General features: G+C 68.3%; 18 protein-coding genes and 3 pseudogenes. 12 read left to right on the forward strand and 9 right to left on the reverse strand.

All coding sequences use genetic code 11. From position 1 onward, the window contains the following. Nucleotides 1–85 precede the first annotated feature (85 nt). Nucleotides 86–481, reverse strand: a complete 396-nt coding sequence (locus L3078_RS43900; protein ID WP_239760068.1) for a GNAT family N-acetyltransferase — start codon at nucleotides 479–481, stop codon at nucleotides 86–88. Between the two features lie 219 nt (nucleotides 482–700). Here L3078_RS43900 and L3078_RS43905 point away from each other — a divergent pair, with 219 nt between their 5' ends. Together L3078_RS43905 and L3078_RS43910 are read left to right on the forward strand one after the other, a co-directional pair. After that, nucleotides 701–1,294, forward strand: coding sequence for an RICIN domain-containing protein (locus tag L3078_RS43905; RefSeq protein ID WP_239760069.1), 594 nt, complete (start codon nucleotides 701–703; stop codon nucleotides 1,292–1,294). Then, nucleotides 1,282–2,457, forward strand: a complete 1,176-nt coding sequence (locus L3078_RS43910; RefSeq protein ID WP_239760070.1) for a sialidase family protein — start codon at nucleotides 1,282–1,284, stop codon at nucleotides 2,455–2,457. Before L3078_RS43905 ends, L3078_RS43910 begins: the two co-directional genes overlap by 13 nt. A 293-nt stretch (nucleotides 2,458–2,750) precedes the next feature. Here the strand turns inward: L3078_RS43910 and L3078_RS43915 are convergent, their stop codons facing one another. Beyond that, the gene (locus tag L3078_RS43915; protein WP_239760071.1) at nucleotides 2,751–3,431 is read right to left on the reverse strand and encodes an NAD(P)H oxidoreductase; all 681 of its coding nucleotides are present in this window, start codon (nucleotides 3,429–3,431) and stop codon (nucleotides 2,751–2,753) included. 113 nt (nucleotides 3,432–3,544) lie between these two features. Between L3078_RS43915 and L3078_RS43920 the strand changes: the two genes are divergently transcribed. Both L3078_RS43920 and L3078_RS43925 read left to right on the forward strand, forming a co-directional pair. Continuing rightward, nucleotides 3,545–4,480 carry an AraC family transcriptional regulator gene (locus L3078_RS43920; protein ID WP_239760072.1) on the forward strand — a complete coding sequence of 312 codons (936 nt, stop codon included), beginning with the start codon at nucleotides 3,545–3,547 and terminating at the stop codon, nucleotides 4,478–4,480. A 754-nt stretch (nucleotides 4,481–5,234) separates the two neighbouring features. Then, complete coding sequence (locus L3078_RS43925) at nucleotides 5,235–6,050, forward strand: nucleotidyltransferase domain-containing protein (protein WP_239760073.1); 816 nt, start codon at nucleotides 5,235–5,237, stop codon at nucleotides 6,048–6,050. A gap of 477 nt (nucleotides 6,051–6,527) precedes the next feature. Here L3078_RS43925 and L3078_RS43930 read toward each other — a convergent pair. Together L3078_RS43930 and L3078_RS43935 are read right to left on the reverse strand one after the other, a co-directional pair. After that, nucleotides 6,528–7,147 (reverse strand): annotated as a pseudogene (locus tag L3078_RS43930) (transposase); the annotation flags it as partial. 32 nt (nucleotides 7,148–7,179) lie between these two features. Continuing rightward, nucleotides 7,180–8,432 (reverse strand): IS3 family transposase gene (locus L3078_RS43935; RefSeq protein WP_239760151.1). Its coding sequence is split into 2 segments (ribosomal slippage): nucleotides 7,180–8,090 and nucleotides 8,090–8,432, totalling 1,254 coding nucleotides; the frame shifts between segments, so codons are not numbered across the junction. Between the two features lie 225 nt (nucleotides 8,433–8,657). Between L3078_RS43935 and L3078_RS43940 the strand changes: the two are divergent. The 5 genes and pseudogenes from L3078_RS43940 (at nucleotide 8,658) to L3078_RS43960 (ending at nucleotide 12,807) form a co-directional block, all read left to right on the forward strand. After that, a pseudogene (locus L3078_RS43940) lies at nucleotides 8,658–9,572 on the forward strand (transposase). 347 nt (nucleotides 9,573–9,919) lie between these two features. Continuing rightward, the gene (locus L3078_RS43945) at nucleotides 9,920–10,729 is read left to right on the forward strand and encodes an ABC transporter ATP-binding protein (protein WP_239760074.1); all 810 of its coding nucleotides are present in this window, start codon (nucleotides 9,920–9,922) and stop codon (nucleotides 10,727–10,729) included. Beyond that, entirely contained in the window at nucleotides 10,726–11,487 is a 762-nt protein-coding gene (locus tag L3078_RS43950) for an ABC transporter permease (protein ID WP_239760075.1), read from the forward strand. The genes L3078_RS43945 and L3078_RS43950 overlap by 4 nt, the downstream gene beginning before the upstream one ends. 15 nt (nucleotides 11,488–11,502) lie before the next feature. Continuing rightward, the gene (locus tag L3078_RS43955) at nucleotides 11,503–12,285 is read left to right on the forward strand and encodes a MerR family transcriptional regulator (protein WP_239760076.1); all 783 of its coding nucleotides are present in this window, start codon (nucleotides 11,503–11,505) and stop codon (nucleotides 12,283–12,285) included. Nucleotides 12,286–12,492: 207 nt separating this feature from the next. Further along, the gene (locus tag L3078_RS43960; protein WP_275593238.1) at nucleotides 12,493–12,807 is read left to right on the forward strand and encodes a DUF6233 domain-containing protein; all 315 of its coding nucleotides are present in this window, start codon (nucleotides 12,493–12,495) and stop codon (nucleotides 12,805–12,807) included. Nucleotides 12,808–13,154: 347 nt separating this feature from the next. Here the strand turns inward: L3078_RS43960 and L3078_RS43965 are convergent, their stop codons facing one another. The 4 genes and pseudogenes from L3078_RS43965 to L3078_RS43980 all read right to left on the reverse strand — a co-directional run bounded on the left by L3078_RS43965 (nucleotide 13,155) and on the right by L3078_RS43980 (nucleotide 17,335). Continuing rightward, the gene (locus tag L3078_RS43965; protein WP_239760077.1) at nucleotides 13,155–13,970 is read right to left on the reverse strand and encodes a phosphotransferase; all 816 of its coding nucleotides are present in this window, start codon (nucleotides 13,968–13,970) and stop codon (nucleotides 13,155–13,157) included. Nucleotides 13,971–14,088: 118 nt separating this feature from the next. Continuing rightward, nucleotides 14,089–14,480, reverse strand: a pseudogene (locus L3078_RS43970) (winged helix-turn-helix transcriptional regulator). A gap of 864 nt (nucleotides 14,481–15,344) precedes the next feature. Next, a complete protein-coding gene (locus L3078_RS43975; protein ID WP_239760730.1) occupies nucleotides 15,345–16,598 on the reverse strand; it encodes an IS3 family transposase in 1,254 nt (417 codons plus the stop codon). Between the two features lie 77 nt (nucleotides 16,599–16,675). After that, nucleotides 16,676–17,335, reverse strand: coding sequence for an SMI1/KNR4 family protein (locus L3078_RS43980; protein WP_239760078.1), 660 nt, complete (start codon nucleotides 17,333–17,335; stop codon nucleotides 16,676–16,678). Nucleotides 17,336–17,582: 247 nt separating this feature from the next. On the opposite strand from L3078_RS43980, the gene L3078_RS43985 reads away from it, so the two are divergent. After that, nucleotides 17,583–18,038, forward strand: coding sequence for a hypothetical protein (locus tag L3078_RS43985; RefSeq protein ID WP_239760079.1), 456 nt, complete (start codon nucleotides 17,583–17,585; stop codon nucleotides 18,036–18,038). A 416-nt stretch (nucleotides 18,039–18,454) separates the two neighbouring features. Here L3078_RS43985 and pdxR read toward each other — a convergent pair whose 3' ends face one another. Next, nucleotides 18,455–19,915 (reverse strand): MocR-like pyridoxine biosynthesis transcription factor PdxR, encoded by a 1,461-nt coding sequence (pdxR, locus tag L3078_RS43990; protein ID WP_239760080.1) that lies wholly within the window; start codon nucleotides 19,913–19,915, stop codon nucleotides 18,455–18,457. A 117-nt stretch (nucleotides 19,916–20,032) separates the two neighbouring features. Between pdxR and L3078_RS43995 the strand changes: the two genes are divergently transcribed. Then, on the forward strand, nucleotides 20,033–20,626 hold the full coding sequence (locus L3078_RS43995; protein ID WP_239760081.1) for a TIGR03086 family metal-binding protein: 594 nt from the start codon (nucleotides 20,033–20,035) through the stop codon (nucleotides 20,624–20,626). Beyond that, on the forward strand, nucleotides 20,620–21,099 hold the full coding sequence (locus L3078_RS44000; RefSeq protein ID WP_239760082.1) for a hypothetical protein: 480 nt from the start codon (nucleotides 20,620–20,622) through the stop codon (nucleotides 21,097–21,099). The genes L3078_RS43995 and L3078_RS44000 overlap by 7 nt, the downstream gene beginning before the upstream one ends. The last annotated feature ends 219 nt before the right edge of the window (nucleotides 21,100–21,318 follow it).

The following is a 21,318-nucleotide window of genomic DNA, read 5'->3' on the forward strand; positions in this document are numbered from 1 at the left end:
CAGGGGGAGGCCCCGCCGGCGGTAGCGATTTCCCCGCTTACGTCTCGGTCCTGTGCAGCCTGGCTCAGAGCTCGGCCCGCGGCGGTCACAAGGCAATCAGACCGGCCGTCGTCTCCTTGAAGCCGCAGGTGTCGAAATAGAACGAGCGCAGGTGCTCCTCGAAGTCGACGTGGAGCCATTCACACTTCGCGGCACGCGCTTCGTGAGCCGCAGCTGCGACCAAGGCGGCGCCGACACCTCTCTTTTGGCGATGCCGGGCGACCACCGTGTCCAGGATGAAGGCGTGGACTCCGCCGTCCCAGGCCACATTGACGAACCCGATCAGTGAGCCGTCTTCCCAGGCGCAGACCCAGCCGAGACTGTGGCGCTCAAGTCGTTCTCGCCAGTCGGTCCGAGTAACAGGGTGGCCGAAGCCGTCCGCGTGCAGGGCGTTGAGGGCAGCGTCGTCGAAGTCGCCCCGCCACTCGTACTTGATCGTCACGTCTCGATCGTAAGGTCCGTGCCGCTTTCGGCGTGGTGGTGGCGGTCAGCGCAGAGTACGGCTGGTTGGTGACAAGGGAATTCCAGGCACTGTTCGAGGGCGAGTAGACGCAGCGTCAAAACGTTGTAGATCCAGTGATAACGACAGTGTCAGGACCCGCTCCGCATTCTGGTGGCGTGATGAGCACGTACGTTGCACCCGAATCGAGAGAACTCCTCCATGGGTAGACCCTTCCGGATTCCCCTCGCCATGGCGGCCGTCGCCCTGCTGGCCGCGCCTGTCCTGACCGGATCGTCACTCACCGGCACGGCGACGGCGGCGGCGACCACCAACACCACCACGACCACCACCAGAACCACCAACACCACCACGACCGCGGCGGTCACCGCCGAGGCCGCGGCGGACCCCGTCTACGCCCGGCTCTACAACCAGGGCACCGGAAAGTGCCTCGCCGTGCCGGGCCCCAACACGGACGTCGAAGGCGCCGAGCTGATCCAGTGGACGTGCAGCACCAGCGAGACCCAGTACTGGGCGCTCATTCCCGTGACGGGTGGCTACCAGGTGAAGAACCTGGCGAGCGGAAGATGTCTCGCCGTGGCGAGCAACAGCAAGGTCCAGGGCGCCATCTCCGTCCAGTCGACCTGTGACGGCGGTGGCGGCGGCGTGCAGGTCTGGGCACACGACTCCATCGACCGGCTGACGAACGCCAACAGCAAGTTCTGCCTGGCCGTCCTCAGCACCGAAACGGCCAACGGAGTCAAGCCCGCTCAGTGGACCTGCGGCACGAACAAGGATCAGCAATGGCTCTGGTAACGGAACAACGTGCCTCGCGACAGCCCCGGCCGGCCCTCCTGGCAGGTCTCCTCGGTCTCGTCGCCGCGCTGCTCGTGACCCTGCTCATCGCCCCGGACCGCGCGTCCGCCGCGAGTATCTCCGCCCCGAAGGTCGCCTACCAGAACACGGCGACCGAGGGCGACGGGCCCCGCACCCCCGACATCATCAGCACGAGCGCGAACGACGCGGTCGTGGTGTGGCGGGAGGGCACCACCGCCACCGTGATCACCGACACCTCGGGACCCGTCGTGGACCACGGGTACATCCGGTACTCGTACACCACCGACGGCGGCGCGAGCTGGAGCCGTCCGCAGACGCTGGCGCAGGAGACCAGCGAACACTCCTGGCACTACGTCGAGCTCTACAAGACGGGCGACCGCATCCTCGCGTACATGGGCAGAACCTCGCCCGCCAACCGCAGAGGCCTGCCGATCGACGCCATCGTCGCCAAGGAGAGCACCGACGGGGGGCACACCTGGCACGACTTCACCGTCAATCTGCCGCTCGCCGACCACGGGAACCTCGCCCTCGCCGGACGTCCGGTCCAGATGGCCGACGGAAGATACGTCATGCCGGCCTGGTGGACAGGCAGGCAGGTCGGGGCGCTGTACTCCGACAACCTCCGCGACTGGACGGCCGGCACCGCCGCCCCGAACCCGACCGACCACCTGCCCGGCGAACCGCAGTTGGTCATCTCGCAGGACGACCCGAACAAACTGCTCATGGTCGCCCGCAGCAGTCCCCCTGACGGCACATCACCGACGTTCGCTCTGACGGCCACCAGCACGAACGGCGGCGAGTCCTGGAGCAACCTCGCGTTGGACACCAACGTGCCCAACAACGACTCCAAGAGCTACTTCACCAAGGACAGCACCGGCCGGTATCTGACCATCTACAACACCGACTCGGACCCGATCCGGCAGGTCCTGAACTACCGGACCAAGAACCCCGGTAGCGCCTGGTCGAGCAGCAAGCTGTTCGCCAACCCCGCCGGCCCCACCGACCCGACACCGGCCGGCACCGGCGCCGGCTGGGACACCTACCCGATGGGCGACGAGTACGCGCCCGGCAAGTACTTCATCGTCTGGGAGCACGACACCTCGGCCATCCTGGTGAGCAAGCTCGACATCTCCGACACGTAACCCGACCGGCTCCGCCGACCCGGTTGCTTCCGACGGGAGAGCAGCAGGGTCGGTGGAAGCCCACGAAGCAGTACGGCCCGCTCGCCTGCTCAGCCCGTTCACAGGCCCGGGTCCGGCCATCGCTCGTGCAGCACCGCCGCCGTTCCTTCGACATTTCACCTCACGGTGTCGCCGGGTCCGAAAACGCCGAAGTCGGTACGGACATGGCTGGTCTCAGAGGTCGTTGAGTCCGTTTCTGGTAGAGAGCCCCGTCTCTGAGTAGCACCGGACAGCGCGGGAGCCCTCGCCCGTGCTCAGGCCGTCACCAGTTCCGCCGTAAGGAACCCTTCCACGGCCTTTCGCGCGCGGCGGTCGAACTCGGCATACTGCGCCTCGCGCTCGGCTCCCGCAACCGCGTCGCCAACCAGCAGATTGCCCTCGGCATCGATGCGCTGCGGGCGTTCCTCGGCGTCGGGGAGCAGGGCGACGGAGGAGTAGGAGAATCCGCAGTAATAGGCGATGCCCTCGCTCAGGTTGGTCTCCAGCACGGCCCGCATTCCCTCTGTGATGGGGTCGTCAGAGGTGGCGCCGGCCAGGCCCAGCCACAGCATGCGCTTGCCCGCGAGGCGGGGCTTGCTGCGGCCGTAGGCGAATCCGTAGTTCCACACGCGATCGATCCAGCCCTTGAGGAGGGCGGGCACGCTCTGCCAGTACACGGGGAACACAGCGACGACGACATCGGCGTCGAGAACACGCTGCATATGGGCCTGGACTTCGTCCGAGTACGGCTTCTCCCGGTTGCCCCAGTCCGGCTGGTCCGCCTCGTTCATCCGCGGGTCGAACCCTTCGGCGTGCAGGTCGAGCAGGTCGACGCGGTATCCGGCGGTCTCGAGTCGCGCGGCGGTACGGCGGGCGGTGTGCGCGGTGAGGGAATCGGCCCGATGGTGTGCGATGACCACAAGGGCGGTCCTGGCAGCGCTGCTGCGGTGCGACACGGTTTCTCCTGGCTGGTCTCGGTCAGTTCGACCAGTCCAGTACACCCGTGATCAATTAGATGATCCATGGGAGAAACGCTTCGCCGCATAGGAGTTCGTCTACGATGGCATCCATGGATCCGTTGAGTGCGCTGCTCAGTGGCATCCGGGCCGAGCGCTCGGTCGTCAGCCACGCCGTGCTGGAAGCGCCCTGGAGCATCCGCTTCGCCGACGGCGCCCCGCTCACGATGGTCAGCGTGTTGCGGGGAGGGGGCATCCTGCTGCTGCCCGACGGCGCCGAACAAGCGGTCGGCGTCGGCGACACGGCCATCGTGCGCGGCTCCGACACATTTCACCTCGTGGACCAGCCGGCCACCCTCGACCGCCCACACATCGAGTACGAAATCGCGTGCTTCGCAGCGGATGCCGAATGCACTGCCCAAGACCTCGGCGGCATCCGCTGGGGCAACGAACCGTACGGAGCAACCGCACTGATCGTGGGCGCCTACCGCGCGTCGGGCCATCGCCACGAACGACTGCTTCGCGCGTTGCCGCCCGTACTCGTGATCAACGAGGGCACAGAGGTCTGCGCCTGGCTGGAGACGGCCGCCGCCGACGCCGCCCTGCGCTCGGCCGGCTCCCAGGCTCTGATGGACCGACTGCTGGACTGGGCCCTGGTGTGTACGCTGCGTACCTGGTTCGACCGGGCGGGCTCGGAAGCCCCCGACTGGTACCGCGGCCTGGGCGACCCGATCCTCGCCCCCGCCCTCGAAGCCTTCCACGCCCGGCCCTCCAAGGGATGGACGGTAGAGGCGCTCGCCACCGAATGCGGTGTCTCCCGAGCGCTCTTCGCCAAGCGCTTCACCGAGGTGATGGGTCGCCCGCCGCTGACCTACCTCACCGAATGCCGTATGGACGAGGCCGAGGCACTCCTGTCCGACACCGACTCCTCCATCGCTCTGATCGCCAAGTCTGTCGGCTACGCCGATGCCTTCGGCTTCAGCGCCGCCTTCAAACGCCATCGGGGCGTGAGCCCCAGCGCCTTCCGCGCCGCAACAGCCAGCCCCTGAAAGGGCGTTACCTCCCTTCCCTCTTGCGATGAGCGGCATGGAGCGAAGCCCCTACTCGCCACCGGTGCCCGGAACGCGATGACCGCCGTGAGTGCGAACGCGACCCAGCCCCAGGCGAGCAGTGCGTCGATGCGGTGTGGCCATGTGTCGTCGACGCGGAGGATGGATCGTCAGGGGCGCGGATCGTGTCGCCCTGGTAGGTGGTGAGGGTCAAAGCCAGGTCATGGTCGCCGGGTTCGGCGACCGACACGCTCCATGCCCAGGTGGCGGAGTCGCCGGGGCGGGCAGTCAACGGTCGAGTCCCCGTCGGCGAGCGGGCGGATGCGTACCGCGTCGCCGTCGGTGGCGGTGAGGCTGGCTCCCAGTGCTCCTCCCACCGGACCGTCTATCGCCATCTTGGCTGCCCCTGGGAGGAGAACCGCACCCGTCGAGCTTCGCGATGGATGCGAATGCGTCTCCCTGCGGCAGGAGTGGTGTACAGGTCATGAGGCTGCGCATTCCCCGTACGGGGCGCTGTCCTGCTCGCGCTCGCGGTGTTGTCTCTATGGCTCGTGGAGCCATGAGGTGTGGTCGGGACGTGGACGGAGGATGTCGACGTAGAGCCTCCAGTCGATGACGCCGGTAAGTACGAACTGGCGAGCCCGATGTCGCATCTCGGTGCTTGTCTGCACTTCACTCGCAAAGTGAACGCCCCGGGTGCGGGCGCCGGGTAAAGGGGTCGCGGCCGGTGATCTGCCTCTGCAGACTGTGGCTCGTGGAGCGCTTGGTGGAGATCGCGAATCGGCTGGTCGGTGTCAGCGGCGTCGTCGCTGTGTGTCTGGGAGGGAGCCGGGCAACCGGTATGCACAGCCCCGATTCCGACTACGACCTGGGCCTGTACTACCGCCTACCACTGGATACCGCTGCCCTGCGTGTGCTCGCGGCCGAGCTGACCGGTGACCCGGTGGAGGTGACCGAGCCGGGCGGCTGGGGACCGTGGGTGGACGGTGGCGGCTGGCTGATTATCGACGGTCACCGCGTCGACTGGATCTATCGCGACCTGGACCGAGTGCACCGCATCTGGCAAGAGTGCAGCGCTGGGCAGTTCGAGATCGGTGCCCAGCCCGGCCATCCCCTGGGGGTGTACTCACACGCCTATGCCGGTGAAGTGGCCCTGGGCCGTGTCCTCGCCGACCCCAGTGGCGAGCTTCAAACCCTGCAGAAGCAGACCCGCCTCTATCCCGAGCCGCTGCGCCAAGCGCTTATCGACAACGCGCAATGGGAGGCGCCGTTCATCCTGGCCGGCGCCCGCAAAGGGGCAGCTCGTGGTGACGTCTTTCATGTCGCTGGCTGTCTCTTCCGCGCGGTCGGACTCCTCGTGCATGCCCTCCACGCCCATGCCAGGAGTTGGGTGCTCAACGAGAAGGGAGCGGTTCGGTCCGCAGGAGAACTCGCTGTCGCCCCTGCGGACTTCGCCGGACGGGCTCACGCGCTGTTCTCCACGCTCGGCACCACTCCGGACACGCTCACTGCCGCCCTCGACGAGGCCGACAGGCTGGCCTCCGAGGTGTGCCATGTACTCGCACGGTGACCAGGACCACCACGGTCGGGCTCGCGATCAAGGAGACAGTTAAGCCCAGAGGCGCATTCCTGCAGCGATCGGGTGGATGAGGGGCGCAGATCCATCGCACGAGGCGACGAATGGAGCCACGACCTCAAGGCAGTGGCTGCGGGCAGGGGCTACTCGCGGCAGTGACGGCGCAATTCCTCCCACTCGAAGCGCGCGTCTTCGTCGCGGGCTGGCGCTGACGCCGATGACCGACGCTCGCTGGTCGCGCCTGGAGACGAGCCCCAGATCCGGCGTACCCGTTCGGCGGTGGCGTCGCGCCCACCGATCGCCAGCCGGGTCCTGTCGGCGCTGTAGGCGACCACGAACCCCTGACCGCGGACAGCAGGACGTACGGCACCCCGCCGAGTCCGGGGCCATGGCATGGGCGGCCAGCGCGTACACCACGCCCCGTGCCACAGGCCGCCGAGGGTGACGAGGACGGTTACTGACTTCGGCTCGTCAGGGTGACGCTGGTTCGTCGAGGGCCAGGCCGGTGCCCGCTATGAAGCCGTCGAGGATGCCGGACCGGTACTGAAGGCGCTTGAGCCGGTTGCGTACGAGTGCTTCGAGCCGGTCGAGGGCAACGACTGCGAGGTTGGCCAGGCTGTGCTTGACGTGCGCCCATACCCACTCGACCGGGTTGAGGTCGGGTGAGTAAGCGGGCAGCAGGAATACCGTCAGCCACTCACGCTCGGCGATCAGCTCGCCCATGGCGCGGGAGACGTGGGTGTTCAGGCGGTCCCACACCAGCACGAGGGGCGCCTTGACGAGCTGGTGGACGCCGTCGATCAGCGCGATGAAGTCCCGCTCGCCCATGCTGCGACGTTTGCCTTTGCCCGCTCGGTGGGTGCGCAGGCGGTGGCACAGCCGGGTCCGGGAGCCGGGCCGCATGGCAATCATCCCGGCCACGGACAGTCGGCCCGAGCGTCGTCCGCTCACCGTCACCTGCGGGGTGTGGCCGCGCCGGCCCCAGGTGCGCCCCCTGGGCGGTCGGCGGGTGAAGCCTGCCTCGTCCTCGAAGCAGATGTAGCCCCCACAGGCCGCCCGGACTCTTTTACCTCCGCCCAGGTCGCGGGCCTTCCCCCGCGGAGGTGGACACGCGTCGGGGTGGTTATGCGGCCAGCGTGAGCTTATCGGACTCCTGCCGGTGCTGATTTTCGTAGGCCATGGGGCTGAGGTGTCCGTTGGCGGAGTGCCTGCGGCGGGTGTTGTAGCGGGTGAGCCACCGGAAGACGGTCCGTCGGCACAGTTCCGCTCCCGGGTAGTGGTGGGCGCCGCGCAGGGTCTCGCGCTTGAGGGTGGCGTGGAAGCTCTCGCAGGCGGCGTTGTCGGCGGAGGTGCCGACCGAGCCCATGGACTGGGTGACCCCCAACTCGCCGCACAAGTCGGCGAATTCACGCGATGTGTACTGGGCGCCGTGATCGGAGTGGAAGATCGCGCCGCTCAGACCGCCGCGGGTGGCGGCTGCCATGTGCAGGGCGTCGGCGACGAGTTCGGTGCGCATGTGGGCGGCGATGGACCAGCCGACCACCCGGCGGCTGAAGCAGTCCAGGACAGTGGCCAGATAGAGGAAGTCGCCGTCCCCGGTGGGAAGGTAGGTGATGTCGCCCATGTACTTGATCCCGGGCGCGGGGGCGGTGAAGTCCCGCTGGAACAGGTCCGGGACCGGTGTCACCGACGGCTCCGGGATCGTGGTGCGGACCCGTCTTCGCAGGCGTATGCCCGCTATGGAGAACTTGCGCATCACGCGGGCCACCCGTTTCTCATTGATCTTGCGGCCCTCGGCACGGAGCTCGGCGGTGATCCGCGGGGAGCCGTAGGCACCGTCGGAGTCGGCGTGGACGGCGCGGATCTGTTCGGCCAGGGCCCGGTCGGCGGCCTGCCGCGCGGTCCGCGCGTCGGCCGCGTCCCGCCACTTGTAGTAGCTGGAACGGTTCACGCCCAGCACCTGGCACAACCGCTTCACGCCGAAGGCGTCCCGGTGGTCGTGGACGAACTGGAAGCGGTTCACCAGTTCGTCTCGCCGGCGAAATACTTGGCCGCCTTGCGCAGGATGTCCCGCTCGGTGGCCAGCTTCCGTTCGCTCGCCTCAAGCTCGGCCACCCGGGCCTCCAGCTGCCGGATCCGCTCGTCCGGGTCGGCGGACGGTGCCGGCTGTCCTGCCCGGGCCGGCGCTGCCCCACCTGACCGAGCGGCCGCGGGGGCGACGCCGCGACGCTCCCGGTCCCGCAGCACCCACTCACGCAGCGTCGCCCTGTTGATGCCCAGGTCAGCGGCGATGCTCTTGTAGGTCGCCCCGGGCGTGGACTCGTACAGGGCCACGGCATCGGCCTTGAACTCGTCCGAGTAGTCCTTCATCGCCATCGGCGGTGTTCTCGCTTCCTCCGGATCAAGCAGATCCAGTATCAGCGTGTCCACCACTCAGGGGGAGGCCCCTATCTCACACGCCATGGACTACCGACAACACCGCACCCACATCGGCAAGTTCAGCAAACATCACCCTAACGAGCCGAGATCAGTAACGAGTTGGTGCGTGATAGCGGGTGAGGCGTCGTGCCTGGCCGGTGGCATGATCCGTCTGTGACGATCATGGTCAATCGGGCGGTGCTGGCCCACCGGCTGTTCACAGGGATCTCTCGGCGTCACCTCGCCTGCCTGATCGAGGAGTTGGCGGTGCCGTGGCAAGCCGGAGTCGAGGGTCGTCGCCATGCTGCACGAGGTGGGGCCAGGAAGCGGGCAGCGGGAGCCGGCGCCCGCCACCAGCTGGTCTTCGTCGACCGGCTGGTGGCCACACTGATCCATCTACGGCACGACCTGCCGCACTCAGTCCTGGGGCTGCTGTTCGGTGTCGACCGTTCGACCATCACCCGTGCGATCGCAGAGATACGTACGCTCCTGGCCACGCGGGGTGCGCGGTCCCCGACCGCCCCAGCCTGCGACTTCGGACATTGGCGGACGTCTTCGCCTACGCCCAGGCCGAGGGCATCGAGCTGCGCCTGGATGCCACTGAGATCCAGGTCCGCCGACCACCGGCCTAGCCGCGGCGGACGGCGCGCATTCGTCTCCGGGAAGAAGAAGCAGAACACCATGAAGGCCACCGTCATCGCCGACTGGCGGGGCCGCACGTTATGGACCGACACCCTGCGGCCTGGTCGTATGCACGATGCCACGGCCGCCCGCAACGAGGGCATCGCCGTCTGCTTCCAGCACTTCCCCGACGTCGAGGTCCTCTTGGACGACGGCTACCTCGGCCTGAGCCGCGACCACCGCGGACAAGCCATCACCCCACCCAGAAAACCCCGGCCCGGAGCACTGCCCGGCAGAGTCCAGCAGTGGGAACGCGACCGCCACGAACACTCCTCCGACCGCATCACCGTCGAACATGCCCTCGCCGACCACAAACGCTGGAAACAACTGACGCGCTGGACCCACCGCCGCGACTGCCTGCCCGACACCTACCGCGCCATTGCCAGCCTCGTCTCCGACCGCACCATCAACGTCTGAGTACAGGTCACGCCCAGGCCAAACACGCCTCACCCGCTATCACGCACCAACTCGTAAGGGGCGGGCGGCGGCGACGAAACGACGCGGCAGCCGACGGGAGCGGCCCAGTGCCTGCGTGGCTTCACGCAGGTGCTCGCGCTGCTTGACGGTCACCGCCCTCGCCGGCTTCGGAATGTCTCGCGGATGTCCTCACGCCATCAACGCCACCCCGGGCTAACCATTGACGAGGCCGTCGACGCCGAACTCGGAGAGCGGCTTGACCTTGACGCTGGGGCAACCCTTCATGCTTCCGGCAGGGAGCTTCCACGCAGTCGCCTGGAGCAGCTCCACGAAGGAGGCAGATGACCATGACGGCCCAATCAAGCGCCGGCCCGGCGATTCGCGTGCAGGGTCTGGAGAAGTCGTACGGGAAGCTCGAAGTGCTGCGTGGTGTGGACTTCGAAGTGGCGCGGGGCAGCATCTTCGCCTTGCTCGGGTCCAACGGGGCGGGCAAGACCACGACCATGAGGATCCTCGCCACGCTCCTGAAGGCCGACGCGGGGACAGCAAGCGTCCATGGCTTCGACATCGCCGTGCGACCGGCGAACGTGCGGGAGTCCATCAGCCTCACCGGGCAGTTCGCGGCCGTCGACGAGATCCTCAGCGGTCGGGAGAACCTCGCCCTCGTCGCCAGACTGCGCCACCTCAAGAACCCGGGGGCGGTCGCGGATGACCTGTTGCGGCGTTTCTCGCTGACCGACGCCGGCCCGCGGAAGGTGTCCACGTATTCGGGCGGGATGCGCCGTCGGCTGGACATTGCGATGAGCCTCATCGGAGATCCGTCGGTGATCTTCCTGGACGAGCCGACGGCCGGGCTCGACCCCGAGGCGCGCATCGAGGTGTGGCACGCCGTCAAGGAGCTCGCCGAGTACGGCACGACGGTGCTGCTCACCACGCAGTACCTCGACGAGGCCGAGCAGCTCGCCGACCGGATCGCGATCCTCCACCAGGGTCGGATCATCGTGAACGGCACCCTTGCCGAGCTCAAGCAGCTCTTCCCGCCCGCCAGGGTCGAGTACGTCGAGAGGCAGCCGACTCTGGAGGAGGTCTTCCTCGCCGTCATCGGCGGTGGCGACAAGAGCGGCGTCACTGGCGCGACCAATGGGGGACAAGGATGACCGCGTACTTCTTCAGCGACACGGCCGCGCTCACGGGGCGGACCCTGCGCCATGTCACACGCAGCATGGACACCATCATCACGACCGTCATCACGCCGGTCGCCATGATGCTGATGTTCGTCTACGTGTTCGGAGGCGCGATTAGCACCGGGCCGGTTCCGTACGTGAACTACATGCTGCCCGGCATCCTGCTCATGACCATCGCATCGGGCATCTCCTACACCGCGTACCGGCTGTTCACCGATGTGAAGAGCGGGATCTTCGAGCGATTCCAGTCCATGCCGATCGCACGCTCAGGTGTGCTGTGGGCGCATGTCGTCACCTCCCTGGTCGCCAACCTGATCGCGCTCGTCCTCGTCGTGGGCGTCGCCCTGCTCATGGGCTTCCGCTCAGGGGCGGGAGTGTGGGCATGGCTCGCGGTTGCCGGCATCCTGCTCCTGTTCACTCTGGCGCTGACCTGGCTCGCCGTGATTCCCGGGCTCTCCGCGTCGTCGGTCGAGGGAGCGGGCGCGTTCGCCTACCCGCTCATCTTCCTGCCGTTCGTGAGCTCGGCGTTCGTGCCCACAAGGACGATGCCGGGCCCCGTGCGCTGGTTCGCCGAGCATCAGCCGGTGACTTCGATCGTCAACACCATCCGTGCCCTTTTCACCGGCCGACCGGTCGGCGACGACATCTGGACCGCCCTCGCCTGGTGCGTCGGCATCCTCGTCGTGGCGTACGTCTTCGCGTTGGCCGCCTATCGCCGGAAGATCGCCTGAGGCAGTCTGAGAACCATGCTCACCATCAGCCAGCTTGCGGCGTACGCCGGGGTGACGGTACGGGCGGTACGCCACTACCACAAGGTCGGGCTGCTGCCCGAGCCCGAGCGCGACCGGTCCGGGTACCGGATCTACGGCGCCGCCGCGGTCGTGCGACTGATCAGGATCCGCACCCTGGCCGATGCAGGCGTGCCGCTGGCCAGGGTGCAGGAACTCCTCGACGCAGACCCAGAGGAGTTCGCCGGCGGTGTCCAGGAGATCGACAAGGATCTGCGCGCCGAGATCCGGCGGCTGCAGAGCACCCGCCGCCGGCTCGCCCGACTCGCCGCCGGAGAGCACCTGGCGCTTCCGCAGTGCGTCGTGGGCTACCTCGACCGGTTGCGCGGTCTCGGCGTCGGGGAGCGGTACATCGAGCTTGAGCGGGATGCCTGGATCATGATTTCCGCACAGGTGCCGGACCTGATCGACTCCGTGATCGCCAAGAAGCATGAGGAGTTGGACGACCCCGACATGGTGAGGCTCTACAGCTACTTCACCGGAGAGCCCGACTGGCCGGCAGGCGATCCACGGATCGTCGAGGTCGCCGACATCCTGGAGCGCCTGATGATTCGCGCCGTGGAGGCCGGCGAGGCGGGTGCCGACGGCTTCGACGATCAGTTCGTCGCCCTGATGGACTCAACCATGCTCGAGTCCGCACCGGGCGCCGAACTGGTGCTGGCGATTCTGAAGGAGCGCGGCTGGAGCGGCTGGACCCGCATCGAACGAGTACCTGCCGACAGACTCGACACGCACACGTGACGCCACTCAGCCGTGCCCTCATGCCCGCCCGGGTCGGCAGTCCGCCACGCACACATCCAGCAGTAGGGTTTGGCGAGTTGAAAGCACAGGGTGCTGGTGTGGCATGTGATGTGGTTGGAGCGCGTCGACCGCAAGATCGCCGGTCTGCGGCAGCGGGAAGCCGAGCAGGAGCGATGACAGCGCCCCCGACCGCCCCGGCCGGACTGGATCGTCGAACTCGGCATCGGTACCGGACGCCCGCCCGTCACGGTCCACGCCGGCGACTGCTACGCCAACGGAGAGCGCAGCCTTCCCGCCGACCGGACGAGGCTCCGCCGAGTGCTCGCCGCCGCGCTGCTCGCCTGCACCCACTGCCGCCCCGAACAGCACCTTGGCATCCTCGACGGACCAACCGCAGACACTGCGACGAGGCCGCTTCGACGCCGTCTTCCCCGCAGTCTCCGTCTCCGGGACGGCCAGCATGTCACTGCCCGCCCGCATGGCCTCGATGGCTGCCCCACAGCCTCGTATAGCGGTGGGTGAACGGCGGACCTCATCGGGCCACATCCTCATGTGCAGCACGACCACGTCGTGACGGATGTGCAGCAGTCCCAGCCGCTGCAGGCAAGACAGAGTCCGGCAGGCTCGCCCCGGTCGGCCCGGACCGCCGGGGATCCCCAACCCGCACGTGGAGGCGCCCTCCCCGGCGCGTGCACTGAAACCCAGTCCGGGGAGTTCAGCCTGGCCCGAGTCGTGGCCGGAGCCGTCCTCGCCTGGGCGGTCGGTCCGGGGGGCGACGCTGATAGACCGTCAAGCGCCTCGCGACCGCCACCGAACGTGACCAACAAGGTCAAAGCGCAAGCTCACCTTGCGCCTTGTGGTCTGAGCCCTCACTTCAGCAGGACAGCGGTGAACAACTCGCAGTGTGCTGCCAGCCACCCCTCGATGCGGTCCCAGCGCTGCCAGCCACCACGCTCGGCCAGTACCCGCGTATAGGTGGGGTCACCGTCCGCCACTCGGTCAGCGACGAAGGCCCGGCAGGATGCGGTGGCCTGTTCGATGACGCCGGGCAGTTCGGCGCGCTGCTGCGGGGAGAGGCCGTAACTGTCGGCGAGGATCCGCAGTCGTGCCGGGGCATCCAGTCCCGCGGGGTAGAGAGCCGCCGCGGACGCGGGGTCGAGCATCGGAATCCAGTAGCGGGCGGTCATGGCGACGTCCCACAGCGGCCGGCCGGGGGCCGCCAGGTCGAAATCGATCAGAGCAGCCGCACGACCGTCGCGGAACACGACGTTGTCCGGACACACATCGTTGTGGCACAGCATCGTCCCTCCCTCCGGGTCGGCGAGGTCCCTGGGCCACTCGACACCTGTGTCGACCGCGATGACCGCGCTGGCATCGTGTAGGCGTCGCAGCATGCTTCCCACCGATCTCAGCGCGGTCTCGGTCATCACCCAGCGCGGAAACGGTGGCAGAGCGACATCGCCCGGGATGAAGGTCAGCCGTTCGCGGCCGTCCGCGGTGAGACCGACCGGCGTCGGAACCGCGTGGAAGCCGTGCTCTTTCAGCGCGAGGAAGTGAGCGTGGAGGGCCCGCGCGGTGCGCGGGGCTGGGCGTTCCACCAGGGAGCCCCGCCGGAAGACGGCGCCCGCGTTCACCATGCCGCCGACCAGTGCCTCGTCCTCTGTCGCTTCCCCCTCAGCCGTCATATCGATCACGCTAGCGTCAGGTCGGCTGGGTGCGGGACGTTCTCGAAAACATGATCTGTGACGTTCAGGGGTAGATGCGTGTACACCCTGCGCATCACTGCCCTATCGCACCGCTCGGCTACGGGTGAGACTGACCGGCTTGCGCGGCCGCGGCTGTGGAGTCGTAGGCAGTTCGGGCCTGGGCGATGGAACCACGATGTTGCTCCGCCCGTTCCACGAGGCCGGTGTGAGGTATGAGTGCAACTCTCGTGCCATGGAAGTGAGGTTGTACTCGACCTTCGGCGGCACGGCGGGATGAACGGTCCTCGTCAACAGGCCGTCGCGTTCAAGTCTGCGCAGATTCAAGTTGAGCATTCGTCGGCTGATGCCTTCGATGGAGCGTTCCAGCTCGGTGAACCTGACGGGGCCATGCGCGGCAGCGACCAGGATGCTGATGCTCCACGGGCCCGCCACGTGATCGCTCGGCGGCGCTCTCACCGATCTGCTCAGCTGGCACTGGATCTTCTTCATCAACGCACCGATCGGTGCCGTCCTCGTTCTGGTCGGTGTGCGAGTGCTCCCTCGGGAACGCGGCGAGGGGATGGGCAAGGGCACTGACTTCCTGGGAGCCTTGTTGGTCATGGCCGGCATGATGCTCTTGGTGTACACCGTCGTGGACGCTGGGCGTGTCGGCTGGGGAGCGCTCCAGACCTTGCTGCTCGGACCGGTGTCTTCCCTGTTGCTGATCGGGTTCGTCGCCCGCCAGGCCACAGCTGTCAAGCCGCTCCTGCCGCTGGCTCGCTCCAGGCCGGTATGGGTTCGTGCCCGTCGCTGTGGTGATCGCGGTGGCGTCCCTCGGCCTTTCAACCCGTCTCATCACCAGGATCGGCCGGCGCGCGATGCTCCTGCTGGGACTCGCCCTCATTGGCGGGGCGTTCGTCATGCTGTCGGGATGGGGCTGGGCTTCGGCCTGGCCGCGCCCGCCATCATGGGGCTCGGTATGTCTGCCGTTACGCTCGCCGAGCCAGGCATCGCCTCGGGGCTGTTCACCACCACTCAGCAGCGGGGGGGGGGGGCGCCATTGGCCTGACCGTACTGAGCGCTTTCGTCAGCGCGCGTACGAACAGCCTCACCGCCGCGGGGAAGACCGAGGCGGGATCGCTGGCCAGCGGCTACCACGCGGCCTTCCTCGCCGCGGCCGGATCCACGCTGACCGCCCTGATCATTGGCACCGTCCTGCTCAAGGCGACCCCGCGCATAGGCGTGGAGCAACAAAGCATCGCGCCTTCCGGAGAAAACGCACCTGCCTCCTGACCAGCCTTGGTTCAGCAGGGCGACCGCGTGATCATGCGAGGGTGGGCCTTCCCCCGCGGAGGTGGACACGCGTCGGGGTGGTTATGCGGCCAGCGTGAGCTTATCGGACTCCTGCCGGTGCTGATTTTCGTAGGCCATGGGGCTGAGGTGTCCGTTGGCGGAGTGCCTGCGGCGGGTGTTGTAGCGGGTGAGCCACCGGAAGACGGTCCGTCGGCACAGTTCCGCTCCCGGGTAGTGGTGGGCGCCGCGCAGGGTCTCGCGCTTGAGGGTGGCGTGGAAGCTCTCGCAGGCGGCGTTGTCGGCGGAGGTGCCGACCGAGCCCATGGACTGGGTGACCCCCAACTCGCCGCACAAGTCGGCGAATTCACGCGATGTGTACTGGGCGCCGTGATCGGAGTGGAAGATCGCGCCGCTCAGACCGCCGCGGGTGGCGGCTGCCATGTGCAGGGCGTCGGCGACGAGTTCGGTGCGCATGTGGGCGGCGATGGACCAGCCGACCACCCGGCGGCTGAAGCAGTCCAGGACAGTGGCCAGATAGAGGAAGTCGCCGTCCCCGGTGGGAAGGTAGGTGATGTCGCCCATGTACTTGATCCCGGGCGCGGGGGCGGTGAAGTCCCGCTGGAACAGGTCCGGGACCGGTGTCACCGACGGCTCCGGGATCGTGGTGCGGACCCGTCTTCGCAGGCGTATGCCCGCTATGGAGAACTTGCGCATCACGCGGGCCACCCGTTTCTCATTGATCTTGCGGCCCTCGGCACGGAGCTCGGCGGTGATCCGCGGGGAGCCGTAGGCACCGTCGGAGTCGGCGTGGACGGCGCGGATCTGTTCGGCCAGGGCCCGGTCGGCGGCCTGCCGCGCGGTCCGCGCGTCGGCCGCGTCCCGCCACTTGTAGTAGCTGGAACGGTTCACGCCCAGCACCTGGCACAACCGCTTCACGCCGAAGGCGTCCCGGTGGTCGTGGACGAACTGGAAGCGGTTCACCAGTTCGTCTCGCTGAGCGAAATACTTGGCCGCCTTGCGCAGGATGTCCCGCTCGGTGGCCAGCTTCCGTTCGCTCGCCTCAAGCTCGGCCACCCGGGCCTCCAGCTGCCGGATCCGCTCGTCCGGGTCGGCGGACGGTGCCGGCTGTCCTGCCCGGGCCGGCGCTGCCCCACCTGACCGAGCGGCCGCGGGGGCGACGCCGCGACGCTCCCGGTCCCGCAGCACCCACTCACGCAGCGTCGCCCTGTTGATGCCCAGGTCAGCGGCGATGCTCTTGTAGGTCGCCCCGGGCGTGGACTCGTACAGGGCCACGGCATCGGCCTTGAACTCGTCCGAGTAGTCCTTCATCGCCATCGGCGGTGTTCTCGCTTCCTCCGGATCAAGCAGATCCAGTATCAGCGTGTCCACCACTCAGGGGGAGGCCCCGGTTATCAGCCTGTCCGGCCCATGCTCAGGTGAGTGACGGCGTACGACTCACCATCCGAGCCCGGATTCTGTTGAGCGAACCCGGTGCTCAGCACCTCCTCGGGCTGTGCCAGAACGTCACCCCATACGTTGCCTCCGTCTGCCCACGTCCACAGCCACTGGCGCAGCGACGGTGCCGCGTATCGCAAGCCGTCGTGAGGGTCCTGGCCCCAGTCCGGTTCCCAGCCGTCGGCATCCCAGAGCAGCACTGGGTGATCAACCGCTATCAGCGAGACGTACCACTCCATGGTGCAACCCCCGCCCGTCAGGAAGAACCACGACGCGGGCGGTGCCCACCCCGGGCGCTGGTCATGGATGGTTGTGGCGCAAGACCAGTCCGGCACATGCCAGTGAGGGATACGGCGCGGTGCCAGTGACGCCAGGCCGCCTTCGGGCCCGAATCCTCCGTCACCGATCTCGGTGTAGATGCGCCGCAGCAACGTCGGCAGCCGGTACCCGAGTTTCCCCTCTGCGCGCTCGACGTCGAGCATCGTGAGCGGTGGGAAAGGCTGGTCCGGGAGACAGCCAGGCGACGGAGGCACTTCTGCTGCACCCCAAGCAAGGGCGTGCAGCCGCTCGAGAAGCGCGTCGTCATCCGCAGCAGTGCGGTGGGCAGCATCGGTCACGAGCCGGCACTGTAGTACGGGAGACTGACAATCATCGGCCGCAGGCCCTGCACAGGCGCAGACGTGAAAGAACAAGCCCAGAGCAGCTGGGACAGCCCGCGAAGAAGGCCCCTACCCTCGTTCGGTCCCGGGCCTTCCTGTCGGCGCTCAGAGAACTCGATCTGGCGAACGTTCCTGGTCACAGCACTGGCAAGGACGGCGTCTACCAGGCGGCCGCCCGGTGGCCTGCCGCCCCTAGGATGACAGCGTGTTCAAGAACCACCTGAGGGCCGGCCCCATTGCTGCCATCGTCTTGCTTCCCCTTTTGCTGGCGGCGGCGTGCGACGGCACCGGGGATACGGCGAAGGTCCCGGCAGAGCGCATCGTCGGGAATTGGAAGGGACCGGACGGCGAAAGGATCTCCTTCTCCGCCGATCGGGAGTTCACCGCCACGGGCCTCGATTCCAAGAAGCTCGCCACGGCCGACTGCCCCGGCGGGAAATCCGGCGGCAGTTGGGGCTTCTTCGTCGACGACGCCAACGGAAGCCACACAGACAAGACGGCGAGCTCGGGTTCCTGGATCGGCCTCGGGCTGGCCCGCACATACTGGGACTGGAACTGCGCGCTCGGCTTCGCGGTCGTGGACGGCGGCAAGACCCTCTGCGCGACCTACGACCCCGACGACCCCTGCAGCCTCGACGTCCGCTTCACCCGGGAGAAGTGACCCAGGGGGAGATACGTCTCAGCTCGTAGCCCGTATCGGCCCCAGCGCTCGCGTAATCGACGCCAAGTGACGCTCCCGGCCGACAAGATGGCCTTTGCCAGGGTCGCTGAGGACGCCGTGGCCGCCGTCCGGTGCCACACGATGTGGCCAGCGCCGAGCACTGTCGCCGGGCCGTACTGCCACCTCGCGCGACCGGTCCGGTGCCCAGATCAAGCACGAAGGCATCCAAGACGACGCGGCGGAAGCGTCGACGCTGGGTGGGGGTGAGGTGCTGGAGGTCGCGTGCCGCTTGCGGGCGCCTGAGGAAGGAAGTTCGGCCGGTGCTCCCGCCGAGAGGGGCGTACCGCTGATCGGTCTTGTCTCGCAGATCAGAGCTGTGTGGCGTGGTCGACATGGCAGTATGCCTCCTTCCGCGTTCAGCTTTCTCGAGGCTGGCCGAGTACGCGGTGCAGGCCCGGCTCGATGTCCGGGGCGCTGATCGAGCCGTAGCCGAAGACGAAGCCCGGGCAGGCGGACCGGTTCGCGGCGACCTCCGCCAGGGTGTAGACCGCCACTCCGGATGCCCGGGCCCGGACGGCCAGGTCCGCGAGGGCGTCCGGCTCGGTGAGGTGGCCCCGGGTGAACGCGGTCACGTGGAGGCCCGCGGCTGACGGCACCAACGTGGTCAGGTCCGCGAAGTGGTCGGTGAGCGCCTCGGTGATGGCTCGGTGCCGGCTCGCGTACGTGTGCTGCATCCGGCGGACGTGCCGGGCGAGCAACCCGTCGTCGACGAACCGGGCGAGCGCCGCCTGCGTGGGGACCGCTGTGTGCCAGTCGACGGTGTACTTGGCGGTGCGCAGCGCTGTGCGCAGCGGGGCGGGCGCCACCAGGAAGCCGACGCGCAGGGAGGGCAGCATCACCTTGGAGAACGAACCCACATAGATGACGTGTCCGTCCCGGTCCAGACTCTGCAGCGTTTCGACCGGCCGCCCGCCGAACCGGAACTCGCTGTCGTAGTCGTCCTCGATCACCGCCGCGCCGTGCCGCCGCGCCCACTGCAGCAGCGCCGCTCTGCGCCGCAGGGACATCGCCATGCCGAGCGGGAACTGGTGGGCAGGGGTGACGTACACGGCGCGGGTGTCCGGCGGGATGGCGTCCACCAGCAGACCCTCGGCGTCCACCGGTACGCCCGTTACCTCGGCGCCCTGCGCCAGGAACGGCAACCGGGCGGGTGGGTAGCCGGGTTCCTCGACGGCCACCCGATCACCCGGGTCCAGCAGCACCCGCCCGATGAGGTCCAGAGCCTGCTGCGTGCCGGTGGTCACCAGCACGTCGTCCGGACCGGTCCGCACACCGCGGGAGAGTCCGATGTGCCGGGCGAGCGCGGCGCGTAGCCCGGCGTGGCCGGCCGGATCACCGTATCCGACCGTTCCGGCGGCCGAAAAGCGCAGTTCCCGGGCGATCAGGGGACGCCAGGCGTCGTACGGGAAGAGCCGGGCGTCCGGCAGGCCGACCCGGAAGTCGTGGGCCGCCGTAGTCGGTCCCGAGGTCTCCGGAGCCGCCCATGGGGACAAGTCCGCCCAGAGGGCACGTGGGCGAAGCCCCGAGGGGGTTGGGGTGTCGGTGTCGGTGTCGGTCGCCGTCCCGCCCGCGGGCAGGCCCGTCGTACGTACGTAGGTCCCGGAGCCGACCCTGCTGTCCGCGTAGCCCTCGGCGACGAGCCGTTCGTAGGCGACGCCGACCGTGTTGCGGGCCACCTCGAGGCGGCGCCCCAACTCCCGGGTCGGGGGCAGCCGATCACCGGGCCGCAGCAACCCGTCGTGGATCGCGGTGCGCAGTTGGCGATAGATCTGGCCGGACAGGTCACGCTGCCCGTCAAGCCTGACGTGCACGTCCATCTTCGGCTTCCCGCTCCCGGCTCGGCTGCTGTCGGCTTTCAGTCCGGTGATTGGCTCAATCATTTGGCAGCCTATTGGCCCTGGGACCGAACCGCTGGGGGATCCTACGCTCGGGCCATGGACATACGACGACTGGACCGCCAGGCACTGTTGCTGACCGGGGAGCTGGTCTCCCATGTGAAGCCCGACCACTTGAGGTTGGCGACACCGTGCGCGGACTGGACCCTGTACGGCCTGCTTCGCCATCTGGTCAGCCAGAACGAGGGGTTCGCCGCCTCCGCCCGCGGCGCGGGTGAGCCGTGGGCCGTATGGCGCGACGGCGACCTCGGCGACGATCCGGCGGGAGCGTATGAGGCGTCGGTGGGCGAGGTCACCGAGGCGTTCGCGGAAGACGACGTGCTGGAACGGCGCTTCGCGCTGCCGGAGGTGGGCGAGGGCTTCTCTGTCTCCGGGCGGACGGCGATCGGCTTCCACCTGCTCGACTACGTGGTGCACGCCTGGGATGTCGCGGTGACGATCGGCGCCCCCTGGGTGCCGACCGCCGAACTCACCACCGCCGCGCTGCGCGTCGCCACCCTGATCCCGGACGAGGGCCGCGGAGCCGGCGCCGCGTTCCGCCGGCGGATCAATGTCCCCGACGACGCTCCGCAGGGCGACCGTTTGCTCGCCCTGCTCGGCCGCGACCCGTCCTGGAGGCCGGGGCCATGCTGAGGAGCCGCTGGTGCCCGGGCCCCGCCGGGGATTCCCTGGTCGACCGCGCCGCAGCGAACGGAGTCGACCGCCGTACGAGCGGTCGCCGGAGCGGCTCGCTGATCGTCAGCATCACCGACTTCACCAGCCACGCGTACCGAGACTTGCCCGGCATCGCGCGTCGCGGCTTCGCGCTGCGGCGCAGCTGGCCGCAGCTCGACGGAGCGGTCGGCATGTGGTTATGGGGTGCGCCCTTGGTCCGGCGCTGCGGATCGATCTCGGTATGGACCGGGCGGCGAGCCCTGGGGGAGTTCGTACGGCTGCCGGAACATGTTGCGATCATGGACGAGTACCGCGATCGAGGCACGATCAGGTCGGTGATCCGCGAGTACGAGAGTTTCGACGCGGCACGGATCCGGCGCGACGCGGAGGGGTGGTTGGCGTCGGACGATCGCCGCCGTGCTGTGCGGCGGGCACCACGATCACGCGGCTGACAACGGCTGCTCAGCCGACCAAGATCATGAGACGGAATCAGATGGCACGTGACCGCCGTCGACGACGGCGGTGAGCCGAAGTCTCCTGCCCGTGATCTCTGCACGGCCCGTGCCACACGGAACCAGTTCGCCGCCCGCAAGGCTCGCCCGCCAAGTGGCGGGCGGCGGTGTTGTCGTGGGTGCGGCCGGGGGGAGCGGGATCAGCAGTACTGGCCGGCC

Source organism: Streptomyces deccanensis, from assembly GCF_022385335.1.
In the GTDB taxonomy this organism is placed as follows: Bacteria; Actinomycetota; Actinomycetes; order Streptomycetales; family Streptomycetaceae; genus Streptomyces; species Streptomyces deccanensis.